Here is a 21,001-nt window from a genome sequence, read left to right on the forward strand (position 1 = left end):
CATAAAATTAAGATCTAAAATCGTGTTTTATTGAATTTTTAATTTAAAAATTAAAACGACCACATGGAGTGGCCGTTTTATCAACTACAAAAGGTATTCAATAAACTTATGGTGTTGTCTCTACAAACTCAACATTTACTTCGCACGACTCTGTGATTGGACCTACCTCATAATAGTCAGTTGAGTCCCAAGTACCATTACAGCCTGTTACGCTTGCAACTTCATAACCACTATCTGGGTATAAATTTATCCCGCGGCTTGCACCATCTGATAATAGAAAGCTAGATTCACTAACACTACCGTTACCAATTACATTCACTGTAACGCTGTAGCTTACTGAATACGAAATATTGTAATAACCTTGGTTATCACGTAAATCATCTAAATAACTAACAGTACCACTGCTTAGCGGATTATTTTCAAAGGACAACACTGCGCTATTAGAAGTAATAGCTTCAACCCCAACCACTGTATGCAGTGGATTATCTATAACACCAGCCCTTTGCAAATTAGCGTTATTAGAAAAGTCCAGATTTGTTACGGCTGTACTTACTAAGATAAGATCCTGTAATGATGTCATTGCGCTTATATCTAACTGGGTTAACGCACTATTTCCCCTGATACTTAACGTCTGTAATTGTTGAGGATTAGCAATTGTTGCAAACTCAGTAATGCTAGAATCAACCACAGAAAGATAGGTTAAGTTGGTAAACGGTGAGAAGTTAAAACTGCTATAACTTTGCCCCCCCATACTAATGCTAGAAACAAGGTAAAGTTGATCCCAAGGCACCAGAGACTCTTCAACTCCCCTTACATTAATAGATGCAAGCGAGTCCAATTTTGAAAAGTCTAAATTGTTAATTAAGGTTTCTCTAATATCTAAACTTACAAGTTCAGTCTGGTTACTCAAATCAATTGAGCTTATACCCATACGACCAATTCTCAACCAGGTAAGTTTTTGTAAATTAGTGATATCAAGTTCAGTTACATTTCCTTGATCCCACAAATATGCATCCCTTAACTCTGTTAAATGACCAATATTAAGCTCAGTTAAGTTACCGCTATTAAGCCTTAAAGACTCTAACTGAGTATTGAACGTTAGGTCTAACTGACTTAACACTGTCCCTTGTAAGTCTAAATTCACTAACTGCGTTTGATTTGATAAGTCGATCTGAATCAACGGAGTATAAAATAAGCTCAAATATTGAAGCGACGTATAAGCAGATAAATCAATAGTTACAATATGTTGATTCCTCAGCTCTAAGCGAGTAATTAAACTAGGATCGTAAAACGTAACATTTTCAATTTGTGCTTGCTGCTCAGAGTCAATATTATAACCGATAGAAAACTCAGTTAACCCCTCTAGACTACTTAAATCCAGATCTGTGCCAACATTGATATTCTCCAGTTCTAGCACTTGTAAGTTAGGTAAAACCTCAAGACCTGATAAAGAAGTGATCTCACCATTATACTGATTGTGACAACGTAACTCTGTCACATCCTCTAAGCTAGTTTGATCAGAGCTATCAACACACATTGCCAGTGCAGGATCTGTAATATTTGCTTGAGCAGATAACGGGATAAACTCTTTAAAGGTTACATCGATTTGGCAGCTTTCTTTCACATAAGGGATTCTATAATCACTGCCATCTTCATAGCCATCACAACCAGAAATCTCATCAAGCTCATAACCTGAGTTTGGATTAATAGATGTCGACCAATTTGAGCCATGAGTAACATTACTATCATCTCCTACAGCTAATGAGCCATTCCCATCGCTATTTACTGTTATCGTGTGCTCTGGCGCATCAAATGATAAATACACTTCATCACCGGGCTGGCAAGTATTACCCTTTAAGTATTTACAGAAGGTAACATCACGACGATTGTTATCCATAAGCTCTATGACGGTATCTTGGCCATCAAGTATTAACTCAAGCTTGCCATCAAAGAGCGTAACATTTACAGGCTCAGTATCATCAATTTGGAAAGTATAATATTGTTTATCTTGCGCTTCGTCGTAATCACCATAAGTAACAAACCAGCGGGCAATGCCATTGCTATCATTTTGATAAAGGCCAATATAATCTAAATCATACTCATAAAATTGATTAACCTCTGTTGAAGGGCTGTAATCATGGATATATAGGTGTGCTGTAGTGCCTTCATCAAAGGAACCATCTCCCAAGGTGCGCTCTATAAAATAACGCTGACCATCAACAGCAACTAAGGTATAGATAAATTCTCCCTCTAGAGTGCAGCTATCTAAAGTGACATCACACCAATCAACTCTTTGTGAACGACCATCAACATACTCAGTATATAGGTCACGCTTTAAATGACCATCTTCAAATCCTCTTTGATAAGCGCTTGTAGTAAAGGTAAAGAAAATCTCGCCATCATCATAAACTTGAATTTCAGACCAATGAGTATCAATGCCATGACCATCTCTAAATTGATGGCGACCAGCAAAATTATCTGCCGTAATAGCTTGCTGATTACGGCGTACCATGATGCCCGAGTCTGTATAATGCTCACCTTCAAACACACCTTGAGTAACCACCTGATAACCGACGTTTAGATCTTTAGTGATATAAAGTGACTCTGTTCCGCCATCCTCAGGAAAGTTAAGCACCATAGTGTTATCGGTTACTTGCCAAGTAAAACTCTCATCAGATAAATCGCTGATATTGTGAGATACACCAGTACCATCGTCACTAAAAGTTACTTTATAAACAGTATCCTCACCTACAAGGTCAACAGACCATTCACCTACAATATCATCGTCGTTAATGACTAAACGTTGGTCTAGATTTGTTTTGTTCACCTCATATGAACTTGTATATTCGTCAACAAGCACATCATCTTGGAATTGCTCAATGTCTCGCGCTAATTCAAACCAATTACTGCCTTTCTCAGGGAGTGGAGTTAAAGTCAGTTTTATTGCAATATCTTTAGTCGCAACATTCATCCCTGTGCTATTAGAGTAGCTTTCATATTCTTGTAAAACAAAATCACTTAAAGGAGTAATCTCTATAACCCCCTCAGCACTTCGACTCCACGTTATATCAACTTTACCGTTGTAAGTTAAAGAGCCAGTATTATCTTCAAGCAACTCTACTGTATAAGCACTTGCATAATAGAGATCTTGGTTCCCAATTATGAAGGAACCAATCGACTCTTGCTGCTCTTTAAACGTAGTATTAATTTCGCAATCTACATTACTAGCAAACGCGATATAATACTCGCCTTCAATATAACCTTCACAGCCTTCGATAGAATCTACAACATAACCATCTGCTGGGATTATTTCAAAGCCTACATTTTGATAAATAAATGACTCTTGAATTACCGGTGATAATTCTCCATTATCGTTCGAATTTGCAGTCAGGGTTACTTTAGGGCGCTTAGCTAAGTAGCTAATCTGTGTTGCAGCTGAACACTCAGTACCTTGCTGGTAATGACAAACAATAATCTCATTCTCATCAGCTGAAACAAGTTCTAGAAACCATGTTATGCCATCAACTTCATAGCTCAATACTCCATCAACAAAAGTTAAGCCTGTAAATTGCTCTCCATTTAGCTCTAATGTGTATCCTTCACTCGTAGGATACAAGAAATCAGTTCCACCATTTTCTCTATATAACTCAGTCCATTGACTCAGCAGTTCCTCTGTAAATTCAGTATAATCAAAACTTTTACTATATTGATATACTAAAACACTTTCAATACTCGATGTAATCTTACCTTCAGGATCAAAGTATTCAAATGTTCTTAAAACATAGTAATAATCATCTTTGACATTCAAAAACTCATGACGCATCTGCGCACTTAAATAGCAGCTATCATCAAACCCAGTACAACTAGTAACTGCATTATTATCATAAAGATATAGCTTTCGAGTAAATTTACCGTCACTAATCTCGCCTTGATATGAAGTATGTCCCAATCCAATCATTACAGTACCATCAGGGTAAACATTCATATCAAATGATTGAGCGGTACCAATATAGCCATGCCAACGACCTATGAAGTCTTCATTTGTTAATGAGACAGGCTCTTTTTTGATCAGCAGTCCCGCCGTAGAGTTAGCTGCTTCATCTGAGTTTGCATCTAGAGTGACTAATTGGTAGCCAGCTCTGAGTGCTTTTGTAAACCAAAAGTCTGTTACTCCAACGTCCCCATCATTGTCATACATAACTGACAACTTAGTGCCTGATAATGACCAAGTGAACGGCTCATTATTATCAGTGACTACTTCACCAGTCCCATCATTATTAAAAATAATAGTTTCAGGGTCGTCTGCATGAAAACCCAAATTCACGGTATCTAAAACCCAGGTTCCGATTAAGTCACCTTCGGTAAGCGTTAATGTTTTTGATTTATGAATTAAATTAGACGTATAAACATAAGGCACTTCAGGTGTCAGTGTTTCTTCACCGGTTACAGTGTTAACTGTTTTACGTGATGTAGTCTCTGTAACATCAAGGGTTCGAAATACATCATTTTCAGCTAGAACTTCAAAACTCAAGGTATTGAGGAAAATGGTATTACTCGTATTTTCCTCAGTATTTGTGTATTCATTATTTACTACAGGGTTTTCGAAACTTAACTTAATAACACCATCTACACTTTCCCAAGTTAATTCACTTTGTGTAATCGAATTAAAAGTACCGCTGCCATCTTCATTTAATAGCAAATGATAAGCTCGGCTGTTGTGATAACGTGGAGAGTTAATAATGTAATCACCCACTAGTGAGGTTTTAGAACCGGTTACCAAATCATCATCTTGCTTGATTTCTTCTTTGGTTTTTTCGATAATTTCAGGGTCTTTTTCATTTACTTCATTTTCAAACTTTTGTGCAACAGCTTCATCTGTAACCAACTCTAGAGTACTGTTAACACCTTCAGGTAATTGGTAATCTGGGTTATCTACAACAATTTTGATTAATGTCGCTAATTGAATTTTTTCATCGGCATCAACGTTCAGCAGTGCAGTATCAAGTTCTTCTTCATTACTTGGTTCAACACCGCCACGAGTTAACAATGCATATTCAGCCGTAGTAACATTAGTAATGTTTACGCCAAAGTTATCCGTGCTATCAAGCGTATTATCATCGCCAGCTTGTGCCAAAAGCTTTTCAACCGAGCTTAATTGAGAAACAAATTCAACACCAGGATTTGAAGCATCTAGACCTTTGGCCTTAACTCTTACCAACTTTTTGCTTGATGATTCATCTATATCTAACAATATATTGTAGCGTCCACTTGCATCCGCTTGAGTAGGAAAAGACTCATCACCAACAACAATTTCAAGCATTGCATTGGCAATAGGTTCATCGGTAACCAGGCCTGTAATAGTCACATTCGACACTTTACGCTTAATAACTATTTCTTGTGTTTTTGAAGCCGTAGCACCTTTATCATCGGTTACTGTAACAGTAAAGTTAACTGTTATATCTTCTGTTATATCAGGGGAAGTAAATGTCGCATTGGCCGCTGACAGGCTATCACTTGTCAACTCGATACCAGCATCATGACTCCAGCTATAAGATGCAATGCTACCATCGTTATCAGTTGCATCAGCTTTGAGTGTAAATGCTTCTTGTTCTATCGCTTCAGTGGGAGCGACTAAACTAATAGTTGGGCTTTGATTTGTTGGATCGACTGGTGTAACTGGTGTTGTCCCACCACTGTCATCACCACCGCCTCCACAGCCAGTTAAAAGTAGTGCACTCGTAAATAAACCAATGCGTAGTTTGCTGTTGCAAAAATCCATTCTATTCCCCTCTTAAATGGATAAAGTTCTGTATATTATTTCGCTCATTAGAAATAGAAAAGCCATAGCTGTACTATGGCTTGTATGTATTTCATTGTTATAACTTTTCTTTGACCTTGTTCAATTGTTCTGAAAACGTTAAATTTCTTAAATCTCCTAACCCTACTTTCTCTGTAAGTTCAGCTAATTCGTTTTCAAATTTAAGCAGCTCATTCTCAATTTCTTTATCATCTAACGCTGTTTTTAAGTTTGTATACTCACTATACAAACTATTAATACGAGCAATCTGGTGCGCGACAAGATCGGCTTTTAGCTTTATACCATCGTATTCACGGTAATTTTGCTGTGCATAAACTTGTCCTTGTTCTAAATGTATTTTTACATCACGGTAAACAGCAGGAAAGACGCTAGCTTTATCTGAATTAGCTAATTTATAAATTTTGTGAATATACTCAGAGAAATAAAACTGCACTACGGCATCTTTTTCTAATGCTGTTAGCTGCTCTAAAAGCTGAGGTACATACTGCTCTACTTGTGCTTCTTTACCATCTATAAGTAACTGTTTTAGTTCTTGGTGTTGCTCATTCAATGTAGAATAGCGTTTTTCAAAATGAATCTTTGCGTCAATTTGAGTCAATACAGCAAACTCTTCTCTAACAGGCTTAAGCACTGCTGTAATACGCTCTTTTGAAACTGTAGCCCCTTCAACCAAGATAATAACTTGCTGACTTTGTTCCATAATTTCATCTGCTACTGTATCTGATGAAAACAATGACGCACTATCAAGGGCGTGACCTGGCGATAGTCTTAATTCAGCAAATTCACTTTCAAGCACTTGCCATACTTCTTTAGCCTCATATACTTTTTCTGTGTCGAAGTCAGCGAGCGCTTCCGAATCTATTAAATTATATGCTGTAAGAGCTTCTTGAAAAGCTTGTTCAGCCTTCTCATAAGCTAACTGTACTTGCTCTGGTGTTGCTTCATCACCAGTAAGCCCTGAGGTAATACTACCTAAATCTTTTTGTACTGATTCAATGGTTTTACAGCCCGTTAAACTCACACTTGCTATAATTGTTGCTAGCAATATTTTTTTCATTAGTAGCTCCATTGCATACCAAGTGTATAAGCGATGTTAGTGTACTCAACTTCAGGTACTCTCAAGCGCTGTCCATTTTCTAAATTTTCAGTTACCACATCTCTAGTTTTATAATTTGCGTCTATACCCGCAACAACTGCAACATGCTGAAGCACCTGGTAGCGCATACCCGCTCTTGCAAAGACCCCCCAACCGTTAAAACTATCAGTCAGTGTCGTAGTTTCAAACTGAGTATTCTGGATTTGCGAATACATCGGCGAGCTTACTTCTCCTTCAATGTACCAACTATATTTGTTGAAGCTATCTTGTAATCGGCTATCATAGCGAGCACCTAAACTTAGCAATATGCCCATTTGATCTTCTGAGACTGAAATAACAGGGCTTAAATTTGAGGTATAGTTTTGCTGTTCACCAGTATGCCCACCATCCATGCCAGGTAAGGTATAACGAGCAGGGTTGTCAGGATCATCAGAGATTGCAATTAATGCTTGGTCAAATGCATCTGCGCCCGGCTGCACAAAAGAAAAGTTTGAACGAGTGAAACTTGAAGTAAAGAATCTAACACCGGCGGTAAACTGAACGGCTTGACTGAAATTATACGCAGCTTTTGCGCCGACTTCGGTCGAACGAATTTTAAACGCATTTTCTTGTACAGCGCCAAACTCCCCCATGCTCCAAGTCTCAGTTTCAATTTCAGGGATAAAAGTACTAGCTGAGTCAATATAATAACCCCAGTCGTCATTTAGGCCACTATAAGAAATCTGACGAATAGTTGTATTAGTTACATCAATAGACTGACTTAGCTGACCAAAACCAGCAACATCCCCTAAGGTTTCACTATAGCCAACACTTTCGAAACCAATTCGGATTTCACTGAATGAGGGGTTAGGGGTTGCATACACTGATGCACTAAATAGGACTGTTGTTAGTAAAGGTAGTTTCATTATGACGCCTTCTCACTGCTATCAAGTCACCTTAATAGGAAAGAGTGAGATGCTCACCGTACCCTCCGTGGTAACAAAAAATAACATATGTTAATTTTATATGCGAAAGAGTTTAGACGATCAGAAGTCATCGTCAAGCGAAAATGAATGAAAACTTAATAAAACCCCGCATAAAGCGGTTTTTTGCAATAATTTGATGCTAAAAAGAAACTAGGCGGCTTGTTGAATAATGATACTATCGGCCTTTTGAGTGTATACGTTGGCATGCGATGGAAGTTTAAATATCGATACGTACCTGCCGTTGTCGCATTGATTTTAGCTGCATACTCTTGATATTTTGCTGGCGTAGGTATTTTATTGCAGCTCTTTTGAAACTAGTATAATAACCATAAATAGCAGTAAGCTACATAAAATCAATGTGTATGAACTTTATTCACTTCAGGCATAAAAAAACCCAGCATATGCTGGGTTTTAACATTTTACTATATATTAACGCTTTACTTTTACACGTTCAATAACAGTTACATGTGCTTCAACACGACGGTTTTCAGCATGAGCTGAAGCCGTGTTAGCTTCATTTTTAAGACGCTCTTCACCTAAACCAACAGTGATGATGCGCTCTTTATCAATACCGTCTTCGATTAAACGAGCCGCAACAGCGTCAGCACGCTTTTTCGATAACCATTTATTGTAATCAGCTTTACCTACAGATGAAGTATGACCTTCAAGAAGTACTTCAGTACCTGGGTGCTCATTTAAGAAAGCAACTGCTTTATCAATATCATCTAAATATTGTTCAGATACTTTTGAAGTATTGTTAGGGAAAGTAATTAGTAAGCTCTTAGTTACTTCACGATCTTCATATAATGTACAGCCAGTACCATCTACAGCATCAGTCATAGGTGTGTTAGCACATTGATCGTCAGCATCAGGGATGTTGTCATTATCGCTATCAGTCGGAGCTACTGCAACAGGTACTACTGCAGCTGTTGGCGCCGCTTCAACCGGTGCTGATGAACCTTGCTTACCAAAAATGTAGCTAAGACCTAATTTACCAGCAACATCGGTGTAACCACGATCAAGACCTTGGTATAAAGCTGCTTCAGCATTAAACGCGAAGTTGTCTGTGAAATAATGCTGGTAACCAGCACCTACATTAGCGAATGTAAGATTTTCAGAAACATCTAATTGCTTAAGACCAAAAAGACCATAAAAAGGACCGCCATTAATATGGTAAAGACCATCAATACCTAAACGATCTCCGTCCATGCTGGTTGCAGTCATAGCTGGATCTGAACTCGAAATATCAAAATCCATATCAGCGTATTCTAAACGTGCGCTCCAGTAATCGTTGAAACGGTAACCTAATTCAGCACCCCAACCTGTTGAATCATCAACATTCATGCCATTAGTACCACGGATATTTTCCCATGATGCGTCGTAATAGTCACCAAATGCACCGATAAAGAAGCCTTCTTTTTCGGCTGCAAAACTTGAAGCGCTAGTTGCAGCTAGTGCTATAGCAATAGTAAGTGATTTTAATTTCATTGTTTCCTTCCCATTTTCACAATTAAATTGTAGCTAAGTGACCCTAGCTTAATAAGTTTGACCAGAGTACAAAATCATTTGTTAATCATTACTTAACGAAAACACTTAAATTGTATTTTTATCAATTAAAGCAGTTTTAATAATAAATCGCAGATTTAGTATAGACTAGATAAAAAACTTTATCTAATCAGCATAGTAATTGCATATTGTAATTACTATGAGTAAAAAAGTAGTTACATAGAGTATTAGCGATTTATCGACTAAGTAATGCAAATTTTAAAGTCCATGAGGGCATTATATTGGTTAATTTTAAATCAACAAGTAGAAACCGTATTTATTTTTCAAAAAAATTAATAAATAACAGTCATTAACTAGCCCGCAGTAAAAAAACATCATCAAAACTCATGAGAGTTGCTGCTTTTTATAGCAATGTCTCCTATTCCCTGCTGTGAATCAAAAAATAATTAAAAGCAAGTTAACAGCCAGCTATGACAAAATTAAGTACCGCAAAAAGTTTTGTAAAGCGCATCGTCTTTAGCTTCTGTATACCAGGTTTCTTTGATTTGCGCTTGATACGGTTTTTGCAACACCTTTAAATACTCTCTCAGAGTAGCGCTTTGGCCTGATTGTACAAAGTCATTTAAGATATTTTCTATAATATGATTGCGCGGGATCAATTTAGGATTGTTTTTACGCATAACTTCATAACTGCTCCTATTGGTGCGCTGCAACCATAACTTCGACCATTGAGTTAAGGTTATTGGTATTTCAGCATTATCTTGTAGTGATTCAGTTAATACATCAAAGGTATTGGTGTAATCAAGCTTATGGTCTTTTAATAAAGCCAATAACTGCGCCACCAGCTCACTATCTGAATCCTGATTTCCATCAAGGCCCAATTTTTCTGCCCACATCTGAGTAAACGCGTAGTTAAATTGCTCAGCGAAGCTATTAATTAAAGGGCTTAATAAAGCAATTGCCTGTTCATCATCTTCGCTTATTAACGGCATTAAACTCTCAGCTAGTCGCGCGCAATTCCAGTTTGCAATATTAGGCTGATTGCCAAAGGCATAACGGCCTTGGCGGTCAATGGAGCTAAACACAGTCTCAAAATCGAAATGATTCATCATCGCACACGGGCCATAATCAATAGTCTCACCGCTAATAAGAGTGTTATCAGTATTCATTACACCGTGAATAAACCCCACCCGCATCCAGCTGATCACAAGTGCGATTTGTTTTTTTATTACTTCACTTAAGAAAGCTAAATAACGCTCAGGGCCTGCGCTTTGTATATAAGGATAGTGTCGCTCAATCGCCAGATCTGCTAAGGCTTTTAAACCAGCAACATCACCTTGCGTGGCTAAGTATTGAAATGAACCAACACGAATGTGGCTTGATGCAACACGAGTCACAATTGCGCCACGTTGTGGTGGTTGCCTGTACACGGTTTCGCCCGTTGCGACGACCGCTAAACATCGGGTTGTCGGCACGCCTAGCGCATGCATTGCTTCACTCATTATGTATTCACGTACTGCTGGGCCAATAGCACAACGGCCATCACCACCACGAGAAAACGGTGTCGCACCAGAGCCTTTTAGCTGAATATCCCAAAGTAATCCTTGTTGATCAGCAACAGCCCCAAGTAAATGCGCGCGCCCATCACCTAAGCGAGGCGAAAAGTGACCAAATTGATGGCCAGAATAGCCCAGTGCAACAGGCGCTATATTTGATGTGAGTTGGTTTCCACTAAACACGCCAGCTTGTTGTTCAGAGGCAACATCAATATTCAATTGCTTAGCCACAGCGTCGTTAAATAACAGTAGCGAAGGTGCGCCTACTGGGCTTGGTCTATCGGCTATAGCAAACTGCTCTGCGATGTCGGTATAGCGTGATACTAATTTCATGAAATTACCTTTCGCCGCTATTGCGGTTCAGTTGTTTGAATACCCACACGATTATCACCCACACTGTAGGCTACAATTAAGCTTAGCTCCTGCAAACTTAAGCCACTTTGTTTGTGCAGTTCATTAAAAAAAGCTTGTGCGGCGGTGAGGGATTTTTTAGTTTGTAAGCCACCGTCTATAATTTTATGCGCGCGTAAGTAACTTTCTACGTCGCGAGAAAGTAAAAACGTATCTTTACCTAAAGTGCGTAATGCATAAGGCCCTGTATTACCACCTAAACGTGCGCCATGCTTTTTTAAATACGCCCATAAGCCAATGATGTCGTCTGTAGGCCAATTGGCAATAAACGCACTAAAGCTCCCGTGCTCTTTAGCGACTTCATGGATCATATACGTGTTTTCAGGAATCGTTTGTACTTTTTTAAAGTTACGAATAATACGTTCATCACTGGCTTTTTGTTCCAACATCTCAGGTGGCATCATCAGTAGCTTTTCTACATTAAAATCCCAAAACACTTCTCTAAAGCCAGCCCACTTACTATTAATAACAGACCAATAAAAGCCACTTTGAAAAACCTTGCGGGTAAACTCTTCAAGCCAAGCATCATCGGGCAACTTTTTAAGCTGTGCCTGTGAAAGTGGCGCATGCAGCAATTGCGCTAACATCGCTTTACCGCCTTTTCGCTGTGCTGCTCGTTGATAAATATCCTGAAACTTTTCCATTAATTAACTACCCTTGCTTTGTCTATTTGCTAGTGTACGAAAAAAGCAGTTAATACGTAACCTCTCACCAACAAAGATCAATACATACTGACATAGTTAGCCTTGACACCTAGACGGCTAAAATGCTTTAATCATTGCCATTACCCCTATTTAAGGTGAGAGTTTACTCGTTTTAAACTCTCTCTATGGGCTAGAAGAGGTGCGTTATTCAGGTAACGTATGTGAGGAGCACACACTCCAATGATCATACGTGAGGGGAATTAACGCCGAGAAATAACACTTTTTGTGAAGGGTTATTTCGGGCGACTGGGTTGAATCCCAGCGACTGTCACCAACAACAGCAATGCTGTTGATATGTTTGGTGGAGAGCTTCTGGTCTTAGTATAATAAGGCCTGTGTGCCTTATTATTTAAGCCCATTCGCTCTTCGAATTTTAATGTTCGACTGATGTAAATGCGGCGTATTTTTAATTCTCCTTCATTTTACTCACCGAACACCTGATAAGTTCGTTGCAGATGAAAAACAACTTTAATTTAAACGACTACCCGTTATGGACCGCTCTCATCACGCCTTTTACTGATGACGGCGAAGTAGATTATGTGGTACTTGAACAACTTGTTGCACAACAACAAGCTGCTAATAATGGCATTTTACTACTCGGTAGTACGGGCGAAGGCCTAGCACTTAGCTTGAAAGAGCAACAAGCCATTGTTGAACATGTATGTCAGTTAAAACCTAGTGTGCCATTAATGGTTGCCGTTGGCGGTATGAACCTAGCACAACAAATTGCGTGGGTAGAGTACTGTAATCAACTGCCTATTCACGGTTATTTACTGGGCTCACCACTGTATGCTAAACCGGGCATTGTGGGTCAAACTCACTGGTTCGAAAGTCTGCTCAACGCAAGCAATCACCCCTGCATGCTTTATAACGTCCCTGGGCGCAGTGCGGTAGATATTCCACCAGCCGTTGTTAGCAATTTAAAAAATCATAAAAATTTATGGGCACTTAAAGAAGCAAGCGGCGATATTGCTAAATTTGAAGGTTTTAGAAAAGCCTCGCCAGAGTTAGCAATATTCAGTGGCGATGATGCCCTTATGCCTTATTTTGCTCAAGCAGGAGCAAAAGGTTTAGTTTCTGTAGCAGCTAATGCATGGCCAGAACAAACCCATGAGTTTGTTAAACGCAGCCTCAGCGGTCAGCACCCAAATTTATTTGCCGATTGGTCACAAGCAATCCAAAGCTTGTTTGCCGTAGCGAACCCTATTCCCGTAAAAGTTTTGATGCATCTACAAGGGAGACTAAACAGCCCGCATTTGCGTCCACCATTAACTCACTTAGAGTTAACCCAAACAGATTGCATTAACAATGCAAATAACACCATTTTATCTTGGCATTAAACACAGGTTTTTATAATGAGCTGGTTAGAACTATTAAATAATTTAGAATCAGGCGCTGTTCGCGCTGCAACACAAGACGACAATGGCCAATGGCATGCAAACGTTGAAGTAAAACAAGGTATTTTAGAAGCGTTCAAAAACGGCACTAACACCGAGTTTTCAGGTGGTTTTGTTGATAAGCATAACTTGGCACCGCAAGAGTTTACTGCCGAAAACGGCGTTCGTATGGTACCAGGTGGCTCAAGTGTTCGCCGTGGTGCTCACGTAGCTCAAGGCACGATTATCATGCCACCAGCGTACGTAAACATTGGTGCTTTTATTGACGAAGGGACTATGGTTGATAGCCACGCTTTAGTTGGTTCGTGTGCACAAGTTGGTAAAAACGTGCATTTAAGTGCTGCTGTGCAATTAGGTGGCGTACTTGAGCCTATTGGTGCAAGCCCTGTTGTGGTAGAAGACGATGCATTCATCGGCGCTGGCTGCGTAATCGTTGAAGGGGTTGTAGTTAAAAAAGGTGCTGTACTTGCACCAGGCGTACGTTTGTCAGCCACTATCCCTGTGTATGACTGCGTTAACGAGCGTCAACTTGATAAAGGTGAGCCAATTCCTGAATATGCCATTGTAATTCCAGGCTCTCGTCCGGCTTCTAACGAGTGGGCACGTGAGCAAGGTCTAAGCATGTCATGCGCGTTAATTGTAAAATACCGTGATGAACAAAGTGATGCGTCATTACTGTTAGAAGAGGTTTTACGTTAATGACCTTTTTGAGCACGCCAGTTAAAACCGCCATTGATGAGTTATCAACAAAGCTCGATACCCCATTTTTTGTCTACGACCTTGATTCACTCAATGCACACCTTAAGCGTTTAGTGGCACAAACCGAAGTGAAACTTTGGTATGCGGTTAAAGCCAACCCCCTATCTAAAGTGATACAAAGCTTAGATGGTGCTGGTTTTAACTTTGATGTGGCAAGTAAAGGCGAACTTGAGCAAGTGCTTGCTCAAGGCATTAACAGCGAGCGCGTGCTCAACACCGGGCCTGCTAAAAGCCCAAAACAAATTAAACATTTTATTGAGCGAGGCGTACGTATTTTTGTCGCCGAAAGTCTCAATCAAGTGCGTTGGCTCAATGAGCAAGCAATTGCAAAACAGTGCCAACTACAAGTGTTATTGCGTGTGCAATTACGTTGGCCTGAAGGTGAAAAAAATCCACTAGGGGGCGACAGCCTTACACCATTTGGCTTAGGCTGCGATGAATGGCAAGCACTTAACACGAGTGATTACTCTGCACTGAACTTTGACGGCCTGCATATTTTTCAATGGGGCAATATGCTTAGTAGCGATAAACTCGCACAGCTTTGGTCACAAATGGTCGCGCCACTGCAACAACTTGCTAGTGATTTAGGTATTCTTTTAAAAGTGCTCGATTTAGGCGGTGGTTTAGGTATTCCTTATACACTTGATGCACCTACCCTAAGATGGGATGCGTTAATAACAGCTCTTGCAAAAATCAAACGTGATGCTGGCGTAGAAGAGTTATGGATGGAACTTGGCCGTTATGCAGTCGGCGAATGTGGTCATTATGCAACTCCTGTTGTCGAGTGCAAATTAAACTACGGACAACAACAAGTTATTCTTAGTGGTGGCATTAATCATTTATTGCGCCCAGCGGTTACGAGCCAAGATTTCCCTGTGCAATTACTCCGTGACTCAACGGCTGAAAACCAAGCGATGAGTTTATATGGGCCATTGTGTACAGCATTGGATTGTTTAGGTGAGCATCAATTACCCAATGATTTAAACGAGCAGGACTGGCTCGCGTTTAGTCAATGCGGTGCTTATGGTTTTACTGAAAGTATGCCGTACTTTTTATGCCATGAATTAGCTGCTGAATATGTTTTACAAAATGGTGAATTAAGCTGTATTCGTCAAGCAGAAGATGCCAGCCACTACTTAAGGTAATTGAGATGAGTAATACAACACCAATCAGCCAAGAAAACATCGTCGTAGGTGAAGTTGCAAATGGCTTACCGCTAACAATTCCTGTGTACCGTTTAAAAGGCGATGGCACCGGGCCAAGCGTGTATGTTCAAGCAAATATGCATGGCGCTGAAGTACAAGGCAACGCGGTCATTTATCAATTGCTCGAACAATTAAAGCAACTTAACTTAAAAGGCGATATCACTTTAGTGCCCTACGCCAATCCCATTGGTTGTAATCAAAAGTCAGGGGAGTTTACCCTTGGCCGCTTTGATCCCATTACTGGCATTAACTGGAACCGCATGTATCATTGTAACAGTGAACTGGCGGCTAAGTTTGCAGAGCAATACAGTGATGCCGATGATCAAACATTAAAAGCTGCTTTCAAAGCGGCTCTTATAGACAACGTTGAACAACAGTTATCAGGTCCTGCTTATCGCTTAACTACCGGTAAACGTATTGCACTTAATTTACAAAAGCTCGCACACCAAGCTGATATTGTGCTGGACTTACACACAGGCCCGATTTCTAGCCAGCATTTATACTGCCCTGACTACGCCAAACAAAGCGCTAGCTATTTTAATATTCCTCATGTACTGCTTATTCCAAATGATTTTGATGGCGCAATGGATGAAGCCAGCTTTTGCCCTTGGTGGCAATTAACTGAACAGTTAGCAAAGCAAGGCCGTGAATTTAACGTGCAAGTAGAAGCGTTTACTGTTGAGCTGGGTAGCCAAGAAAAAATCGATTTAAGCGCAGCACTGGATGACGCCAATAGTATTTTAAGCTACTTAAACTATAAGCACGTTTTTGTTGATGCCCCATTTCAACCAAAACAAATGAAACGCTACGGCTGTAACTTAGATGACTACTTTGCTTACTATGCCCCTATGGGCGGTATGGTCGAATATATTGCCCCTCTGGGCGGCCATATTAAAGCTGGTGACCCGATTGCTAAAGTACTGCGAATGGAGTGCTACCTCAGTGAGCAGCCATTACAAACTCTAACACTTGATTGCGATGCAATCGCAATTTTGCACTTTGCCTCAGCAAGTGTGAATCAAGGTACTGAACTCTACAAATTCTTCACTAACGTATTTGAGCTTTAAATTATTTTAGAGCTCACTCCTTCTCATTGCGTGAGAGTAATATAAGCACAAAGTGCTAATATTGCATTGAATAAGCGGCTAAGGCCGCTTTTTCTCTATAAATATGATCAAAGCCAGTAAATCTGTCGTACCATTAGGAGTATTCTCTTATTAGTTAAGTAAAAGTTCACAGTTACTAAGCTATAAAACTCTGTATACTTTTTTAACATATACGTTTCTCAAAGGAATAATAATGACTTGGCGCAACGGGATCTTACTAACGACTTTGTTATCAACAAGTGTGTTAGCACAACAAGCTGACACTGAAAAGGCAAATGAGCAAAACAGCGACATTGAATTAGTTAAACAATGTATTTTGAATGAAGCCATTGCCGGCGATGGTGAACAAACGCTAGCTCAGCTACGCGAAAAGTGTTCTGCACTTGATGAAAGCAAACAAATTACAGCACTCGATAAGCGCAAAGCGCGTGAAGAAGTTAGCCAAAAAAACCGTAATGTAATTACTCCACACAAGCGTAATTACATATTGCCTTTATCTTATGTGTCAAATCCTAATGTTCGTCCATTTGATGGTCTAAACGAACTAGTTCAAGAAAGTGATGGTGAACCACTTGATAACCTTGAAGCAAAATACCAATTATCAATTAAAGTTCCTATTTTCAATGATTTTGACGATAAAGATCAAGCAGTCTATTTTGGTTTCACATTACAATCTTTTTGGCAAATTTATAATAAAGATATATCCTCTCCTTTTCGTGAAACCAACTACGAACCAGAGATTTTTTGGGTAAATTACCTCGATCCTGACAATGTTCTTTGGGGTGATGAGATGGCGATTGCAATTGGTTTAGTACACCAATCAAATGGTCGCAGCCAACCAAACTCACGTTCATGGAATCGTATTTATGCCGATTTTATTTGGGAGAATGAAGGTTTTGTATTTAGCTTTAAACCTTGGTACCGCATTCCTGAAGATAAAAAAGAAGATCCAATGGAAGCCAAAGGTGATGATAACCCTGACATTTATAAATACATGGGCTATTTTGAATTTAGTGGAGCTTATCGCTATGAAGAGCATGAGTTTAGTTTTATGACGCGCAATAACTTAAACTCTGATAACCGTGGTGCTATTCAGCTAGATTGGTCTTTCCCATTGTGGGGGCGATTACGAGGTTACGCACAGTATTTTAACGGATATGGTGAAAGCTTAATTGATTATAATGCAGATATAGAACGTATTGGTGTAGGTATATTACTAACCGACCTGCTCTGACACTTATAATTTTATATAGCAAAAAGCCAAGCACTGCTTGGCTTTTTTAGTCTGAGTTATAACTTATTTTTTTACAACAAATGTACCTTCAAACTCAGCGACTAATGCTTCACCATCATAGATTTCTACAGGCACTTGATAACTCGCTTTACCTTCTGTTTCGAGCTCGCTCAATTTACCTTTGCAACCACTTAAATCGACACTGCCGCGAGGGTCGTTATTAAGTGGTTTTAGGTATTTTATGTTTGCATCCGCAAGCACAATATTGCCTTCAAAACCCGCTTCTCTAAGCGCTAAGTAAGTCGCCCCCCAACCTGTTAACGTCGCTAAACTATAAATAGAACCCGCAAACATGGTGTTATGTAAATTCAAATTAGCATCTAAATCGGCAGTAGTGGTAAATTGCCAATCAGTATAACTTTCAACTTTTATACCCATTGCATCACTAATTGGAATTGATTCACGCCAAATATTTTGTAGCACTTGGGTCCAATTAGGGTGGCGGAACCAACCTGGTTCTGATGGCTTTTGCTTGATCATTTTAAAGTGCTGCACATCATCGTAAGCTAAATGTGCTTTTTCTTTTAGCTCATAGCCATGACGCTGGTAAAATTCTAATGCACGTTCACGAGCAAATAACACAAGTTCATCTGCATCTTGTGTCCATGCTATTTTTTCAAGTTCGTGTAGTAGTCGGCTGCCAATGTGTTGATTACGATTTCCTTCTGCAACCGCCATATAGCGTACTTGCGCTTGTTGTTGGTTATTAAAATGTAAACGCGCGACGCCTAAGACTTCGCCGACCTTGTTTTTAATAAAGCGGTGTTCAGCATCTTGTTCTAAATCATCTTGCTCAGAACCTCTGGGCTGATCCCAAGGTGCGCGCAATACTTGCCAACGTAATTGATAATAAGCTTGCCAATCTTCACTACTTTGCGGGGTAGTTACCTGAAACATACTCTCTCCTGCCGTACAAATACCACGTTACTTTAATGCGCAGTGGTTAAATAAAACAATTTGGTTCTTTATAATTGCAAACTACCATACGCTATCTTTTAAAAACTTGGAATACGACTTTGGTGAGCCTCTGTTTTTACTGTAAAATTTGCACAACAGACTGGCGCTTTATGTTGACTCGTCTAAGCTACTTATATGGAAAATTTAATTGCAGGCTCCGGCGCCGTAAAGCATAGCTTTATTGAAGATTGCCACCGCATCGGACAGCTTATATATTGGCATAAACATGGCTCTGACAGCATTCAAGTACGCCAGCACAAGCAATTTCGCTGGCTACTGATCAATGAGACGTTACAATCTGTGGTTGAAAAAAGCCGCCCGAGCCATCTATTATTTCCACATTTACAGTATTTAGCTTGTTTGTGGCAGCCTTTACCTGCGCCCAAAACAGTACTAGAACTTGGTCTGGGCGCAGGGGCTATTCGTAACTATCTGCAACATGTTTATCCTGACAGCCAACTCATATCGGTGGAGAAAAACCCAAGTATTATTCATTGCTATAAGCGTTTTTTTGGCGGCGATCATGCTACTAATTTACGCTGTTTTGACGCACAAGAAATATTAGAGCAAGGCCAAGAGTATGATTGGATTATCCTTGACCTATTCAGTCAACTCGATGCACCGGGCTTTTTATATAAACATCTTTTTTATCAAAAAGTGCGTAACGCGCTGTCAGCAGATGGCTATTTATTTATTAACTTCTTATCTGCCCATGAGTCCCAACTTAAACAATTGGAGCATTTACTTATCACAACCTTTGGTAAAATACCCAGTATCGAAAAAATATCGGGATACACCAATCATATTGTCATGATCAAAAAATAGTTTATACGTTTAAATTAAAGGTTACAGGCCCATCGTTGCATAAACTTACTTGCATATCAGATGCAAACTGGCCTGTTGCCACCTTTAATCCCTGTTCTTTCGCTTGACTCACAAAGTACTCATATAATTCATTTGCTTGCTGGGGAGCCGCGGCTGATGAGAAACTTGGGCGCATACCTTTTTTGGTATCGGCAGCAAGCGTAAATTGTGATACGACTAGTAACTCGCCTTTGATATCACGCAAGCTCAAATTCATTTTGTCGTTTTCATCACTAAAAATACGGTAATTACTCACCTTGTGTAATAGTTTTTCCGCGCTTGCAGTATCATCTTGCTTTTCAACACCGAGTAACAATAAAATACCTTGCCCTATTTGCCCTATTACTTGCCCATTAACTTCGACTTTAGCGTGCTTAACCCGTTGTATTAGCCCTTGCATTGATCCCTCGATAATTTGATATACATATGATCGGCAGCTCGCCGTACTGCTGATAAATATACCTGACTATCAACACCATGCCCAATTTCATCCAGCACTAATAACTGTGCATGTAGTTGCTTAGCAAACTTTTGTATCGCGCTAAAGCGGCACACTAAGTCATGTCTACCGTGAATAAACCAAATAGGAATGTGTGCCAATTTCTGGCTATTGTTCAATATAAACTGCTCTTCTATAAAACATTGAGCGCTAAAATAATGCACCATCAGCCGCGCCATATTTAAACCATGTTGCGGACAGTTTAACGTCCAATCGGGACAATCTCGGCTCTGCGATAAAACAGACTCCCACTGACACCATAACTTTGCATAATGGCTCGCTCTAATCTGATCATCAACATTAAGTTGCTGTTGATAGAGCGCGAATATACTTTTAACGTCAGCTTGCTTTTGTGCAAACTGCTCATACAGCTCAGGGTAAAATTGTGCCCCCGCACCGTCAGCGCCATATATCCATTGCAGATCAGAGTTTGTTGCTAAAAACGTACCTCGTAATAATAAACTAGCCACGTTTCTATGATGTTTTATCGCGTAGAGTAAACAAATAGTCGCGCCCCATGATGCGCCACATAGCGACCATTTTTCAAGTCCTAATGATTGCCTTAAGTACTCTAAGTCAGCAATTAAATAATCAGTATTATTGCTTGTTAATTGATGAGGGGTTGATAAACCGCATCCGCGTTGACTATATAAAATAATACGATAACGATTAGGATCAAAAAAGCGGCAGTTATCACTGTGTAGACCAAGCCCGGGCCCGCCATGGCAAATTACAACAGGCAAACCAGAAGGCTCGCCGTATTCTTGTACATGAAGCTGATGACCTTCACCCACACTTAGATGAAAGTCACTATAGGGGGCAATACTTAGGTACAACTGCATAACACTGACTCCTGCCTATCAG

15 protein-coding genes and 1 riboswitch are annotated in these 21,001 nt (G+C 39.7%); of the genes, 6 read left to right on the forward strand and 9 right to left on the reverse strand.

Going from position 1 to position 21,001, the window contains the following annotated elements:
* Window positions 1–106: 106 nt before the first annotated feature.
* From B5G52_RS11265 to B5G52_RS11290, 6 genes are all read right to left on the reverse strand, one after another.
* Window positions 107–5,779, reverse strand: coding sequence for a leucine-rich repeat domain-containing protein (locus tag B5G52_RS11265; protein ID WP_087532744.1), 5,673 nt, complete (start codon window positions 5,777–5,779; stop codon window positions 107–109).
* Between the two features lie 97 nt (window positions 5,780–5,876).
* Window positions 5,877–6,875 (reverse strand): hypothetical protein, encoded by a 999-nt coding sequence (locus B5G52_RS11270; protein ID WP_087532745.1) that lies wholly within the window; start codon window positions 6,873–6,875, stop codon window positions 5,877–5,879.
* Entirely contained in the window at window positions 6,875–7,819 is a 945-nt protein-coding gene (locus B5G52_RS11275; protein WP_087532746.1) for a hypothetical protein, read from the reverse strand. The genes B5G52_RS11270 and B5G52_RS11275 overlap by 1 nt, the downstream gene beginning before the upstream one ends.
* A 489-nt stretch (window positions 7,820–8,308) precedes the next feature.
* Complete coding sequence (locus B5G52_RS11280) at window positions 8,309–9,367, reverse strand: OmpA family protein (protein WP_087532747.1); 1,059 nt, start codon at window positions 9,365–9,367, stop codon at window positions 8,309–8,311.
* A gap of 497 nt (window positions 9,368–9,864) precedes the next feature.
* The gene (locus tag B5G52_RS11285) at window positions 9,865–11,274 is read right to left on the reverse strand and encodes a YdiU family protein (RefSeq protein WP_087532748.1); all 1,410 of its coding nucleotides are present in this window, start codon (window positions 11,272–11,274) and stop codon (window positions 9,865–9,867) included.
* A gap of 17 nt (window positions 11,275–11,291) precedes the next feature.
* Window positions 11,292–11,996: a DNA-3-methyladenine glycosylase I gene (locus B5G52_RS11290; RefSeq protein WP_087532749.1), complete on the reverse strand. Its 705-nt coding sequence runs from the start codon at window positions 11,994–11,996 to the stop codon at window positions 11,292–11,294.
* Between the two features lie 186 nt (window positions 11,997–12,182).
* A riboswitch (Lysine riboswitch) is annotated at window positions 12,183–12,376 on the forward strand.
* A gap of 135 nt (window positions 12,377–12,511) precedes the next feature.
* Between B5G52_RS11290 and dapA the strand changes: the two genes are divergently transcribed.
* The 5 genes from dapA (at window position 12,512) to B5G52_RS11315 (ending at window position 17,757) form a co-directional block, all read left to right on the forward strand.
* On the forward strand, window positions 12,512–13,396 hold the full coding sequence (gene dapA / locus B5G52_RS11295; RefSeq protein ID WP_087532750.1) for a 4-hydroxy-tetrahydrodipicolinate synthase: 885 nt from the start codon (window positions 12,512–12,514) through the stop codon (window positions 13,394–13,396).
* A gap of 15 nt (window positions 13,397–13,411) precedes the next feature.
* Window positions 13,412–14,152, forward strand: coding sequence for a 2,3,4,5-tetrahydropyridine-2,6-dicarboxylate N-succinyltransferase (locus tag B5G52_RS11300; protein ID WP_087532751.1), 741 nt, complete (start codon window positions 13,412–13,414; stop codon window positions 14,150–14,152).
* Window positions 14,152–15,357: a PLP-dependent decarboxylase gene (locus B5G52_RS11305; protein WP_087532752.1), complete on the forward strand. Its 1,206-nt coding sequence runs from the start codon at window positions 14,152–14,154 to the stop codon at window positions 15,355–15,357. Before B5G52_RS11300 ends, B5G52_RS11305 begins: the two co-directional genes overlap by 1 nt.
* A 5-nt stretch (window positions 15,358–15,362) precedes the next feature.
* Window positions 15,363–16,484, forward strand: coding sequence for a succinylglutamate desuccinylase/aspartoacylase family protein (locus B5G52_RS11310; protein WP_087532753.1), 1,122 nt, complete (start codon window positions 15,363–15,365; stop codon window positions 16,482–16,484).
* 232 nt (window positions 16,485–16,716) lie between these two features.
* Entirely contained in the window at window positions 16,717–17,757 is a 1,041-nt protein-coding gene (locus tag B5G52_RS11315; protein WP_087532754.1) for a phospholipase A, read from the forward strand.
* Window positions 17,758–17,820: 63 nt separating this feature from the next.
* Here B5G52_RS11315 and B5G52_RS11320 read toward each other — a convergent pair whose 3' ends face one another.
* Entirely contained in the window at window positions 17,821–18,714 is an 894-nt protein-coding gene (locus B5G52_RS11320) for a bifunctional GNAT family N-acetyltransferase/hotdog fold thioesterase (RefSeq protein ID WP_087532755.1), read from the reverse strand.
* 195 nt (window positions 18,715–18,909) lie between these two features.
* On the opposite strand from B5G52_RS11320, the gene B5G52_RS11325 reads away from it, so the two are divergent.
* Complete coding sequence (locus tag B5G52_RS11325; RefSeq protein WP_087532756.1) at window positions 18,910–19,599, forward strand: spermidine synthase; 690 nt, start codon at window positions 18,910–18,912, stop codon at window positions 19,597–19,599.
* 1 nt (window position 19,600) lies between these two features.
* Here the strand turns inward: B5G52_RS11325 and dtd are convergent, their stop codons facing one another.
* Entirely contained in the window at window positions 19,601–20,038 is a 438-nt protein-coding gene (gene dtd, locus B5G52_RS11330; RefSeq protein WP_087532757.1) for a D-aminoacyl-tRNA deacylase, read from the reverse strand.
* Window positions 20,026–20,979: an alpha/beta fold hydrolase gene (locus B5G52_RS11335; RefSeq protein WP_087532758.1), complete on the reverse strand. Its 954-nt coding sequence runs from the start codon at window positions 20,977–20,979 to the stop codon at window positions 20,026–20,028. The genes dtd and B5G52_RS11335 overlap by 13 nt, the downstream gene beginning before the upstream one ends.
* Window positions 20,980–21,001: the final 22 nt, after the last annotated feature.

Source organism: Pseudoalteromonas sp. A601 (genome assembly GCF_002165575.1).
GTDB lineage: Bacteria > Pseudomonadota > Gammaproteobacteria > Enterobacterales > Alteromonadaceae > Pseudoalteromonas.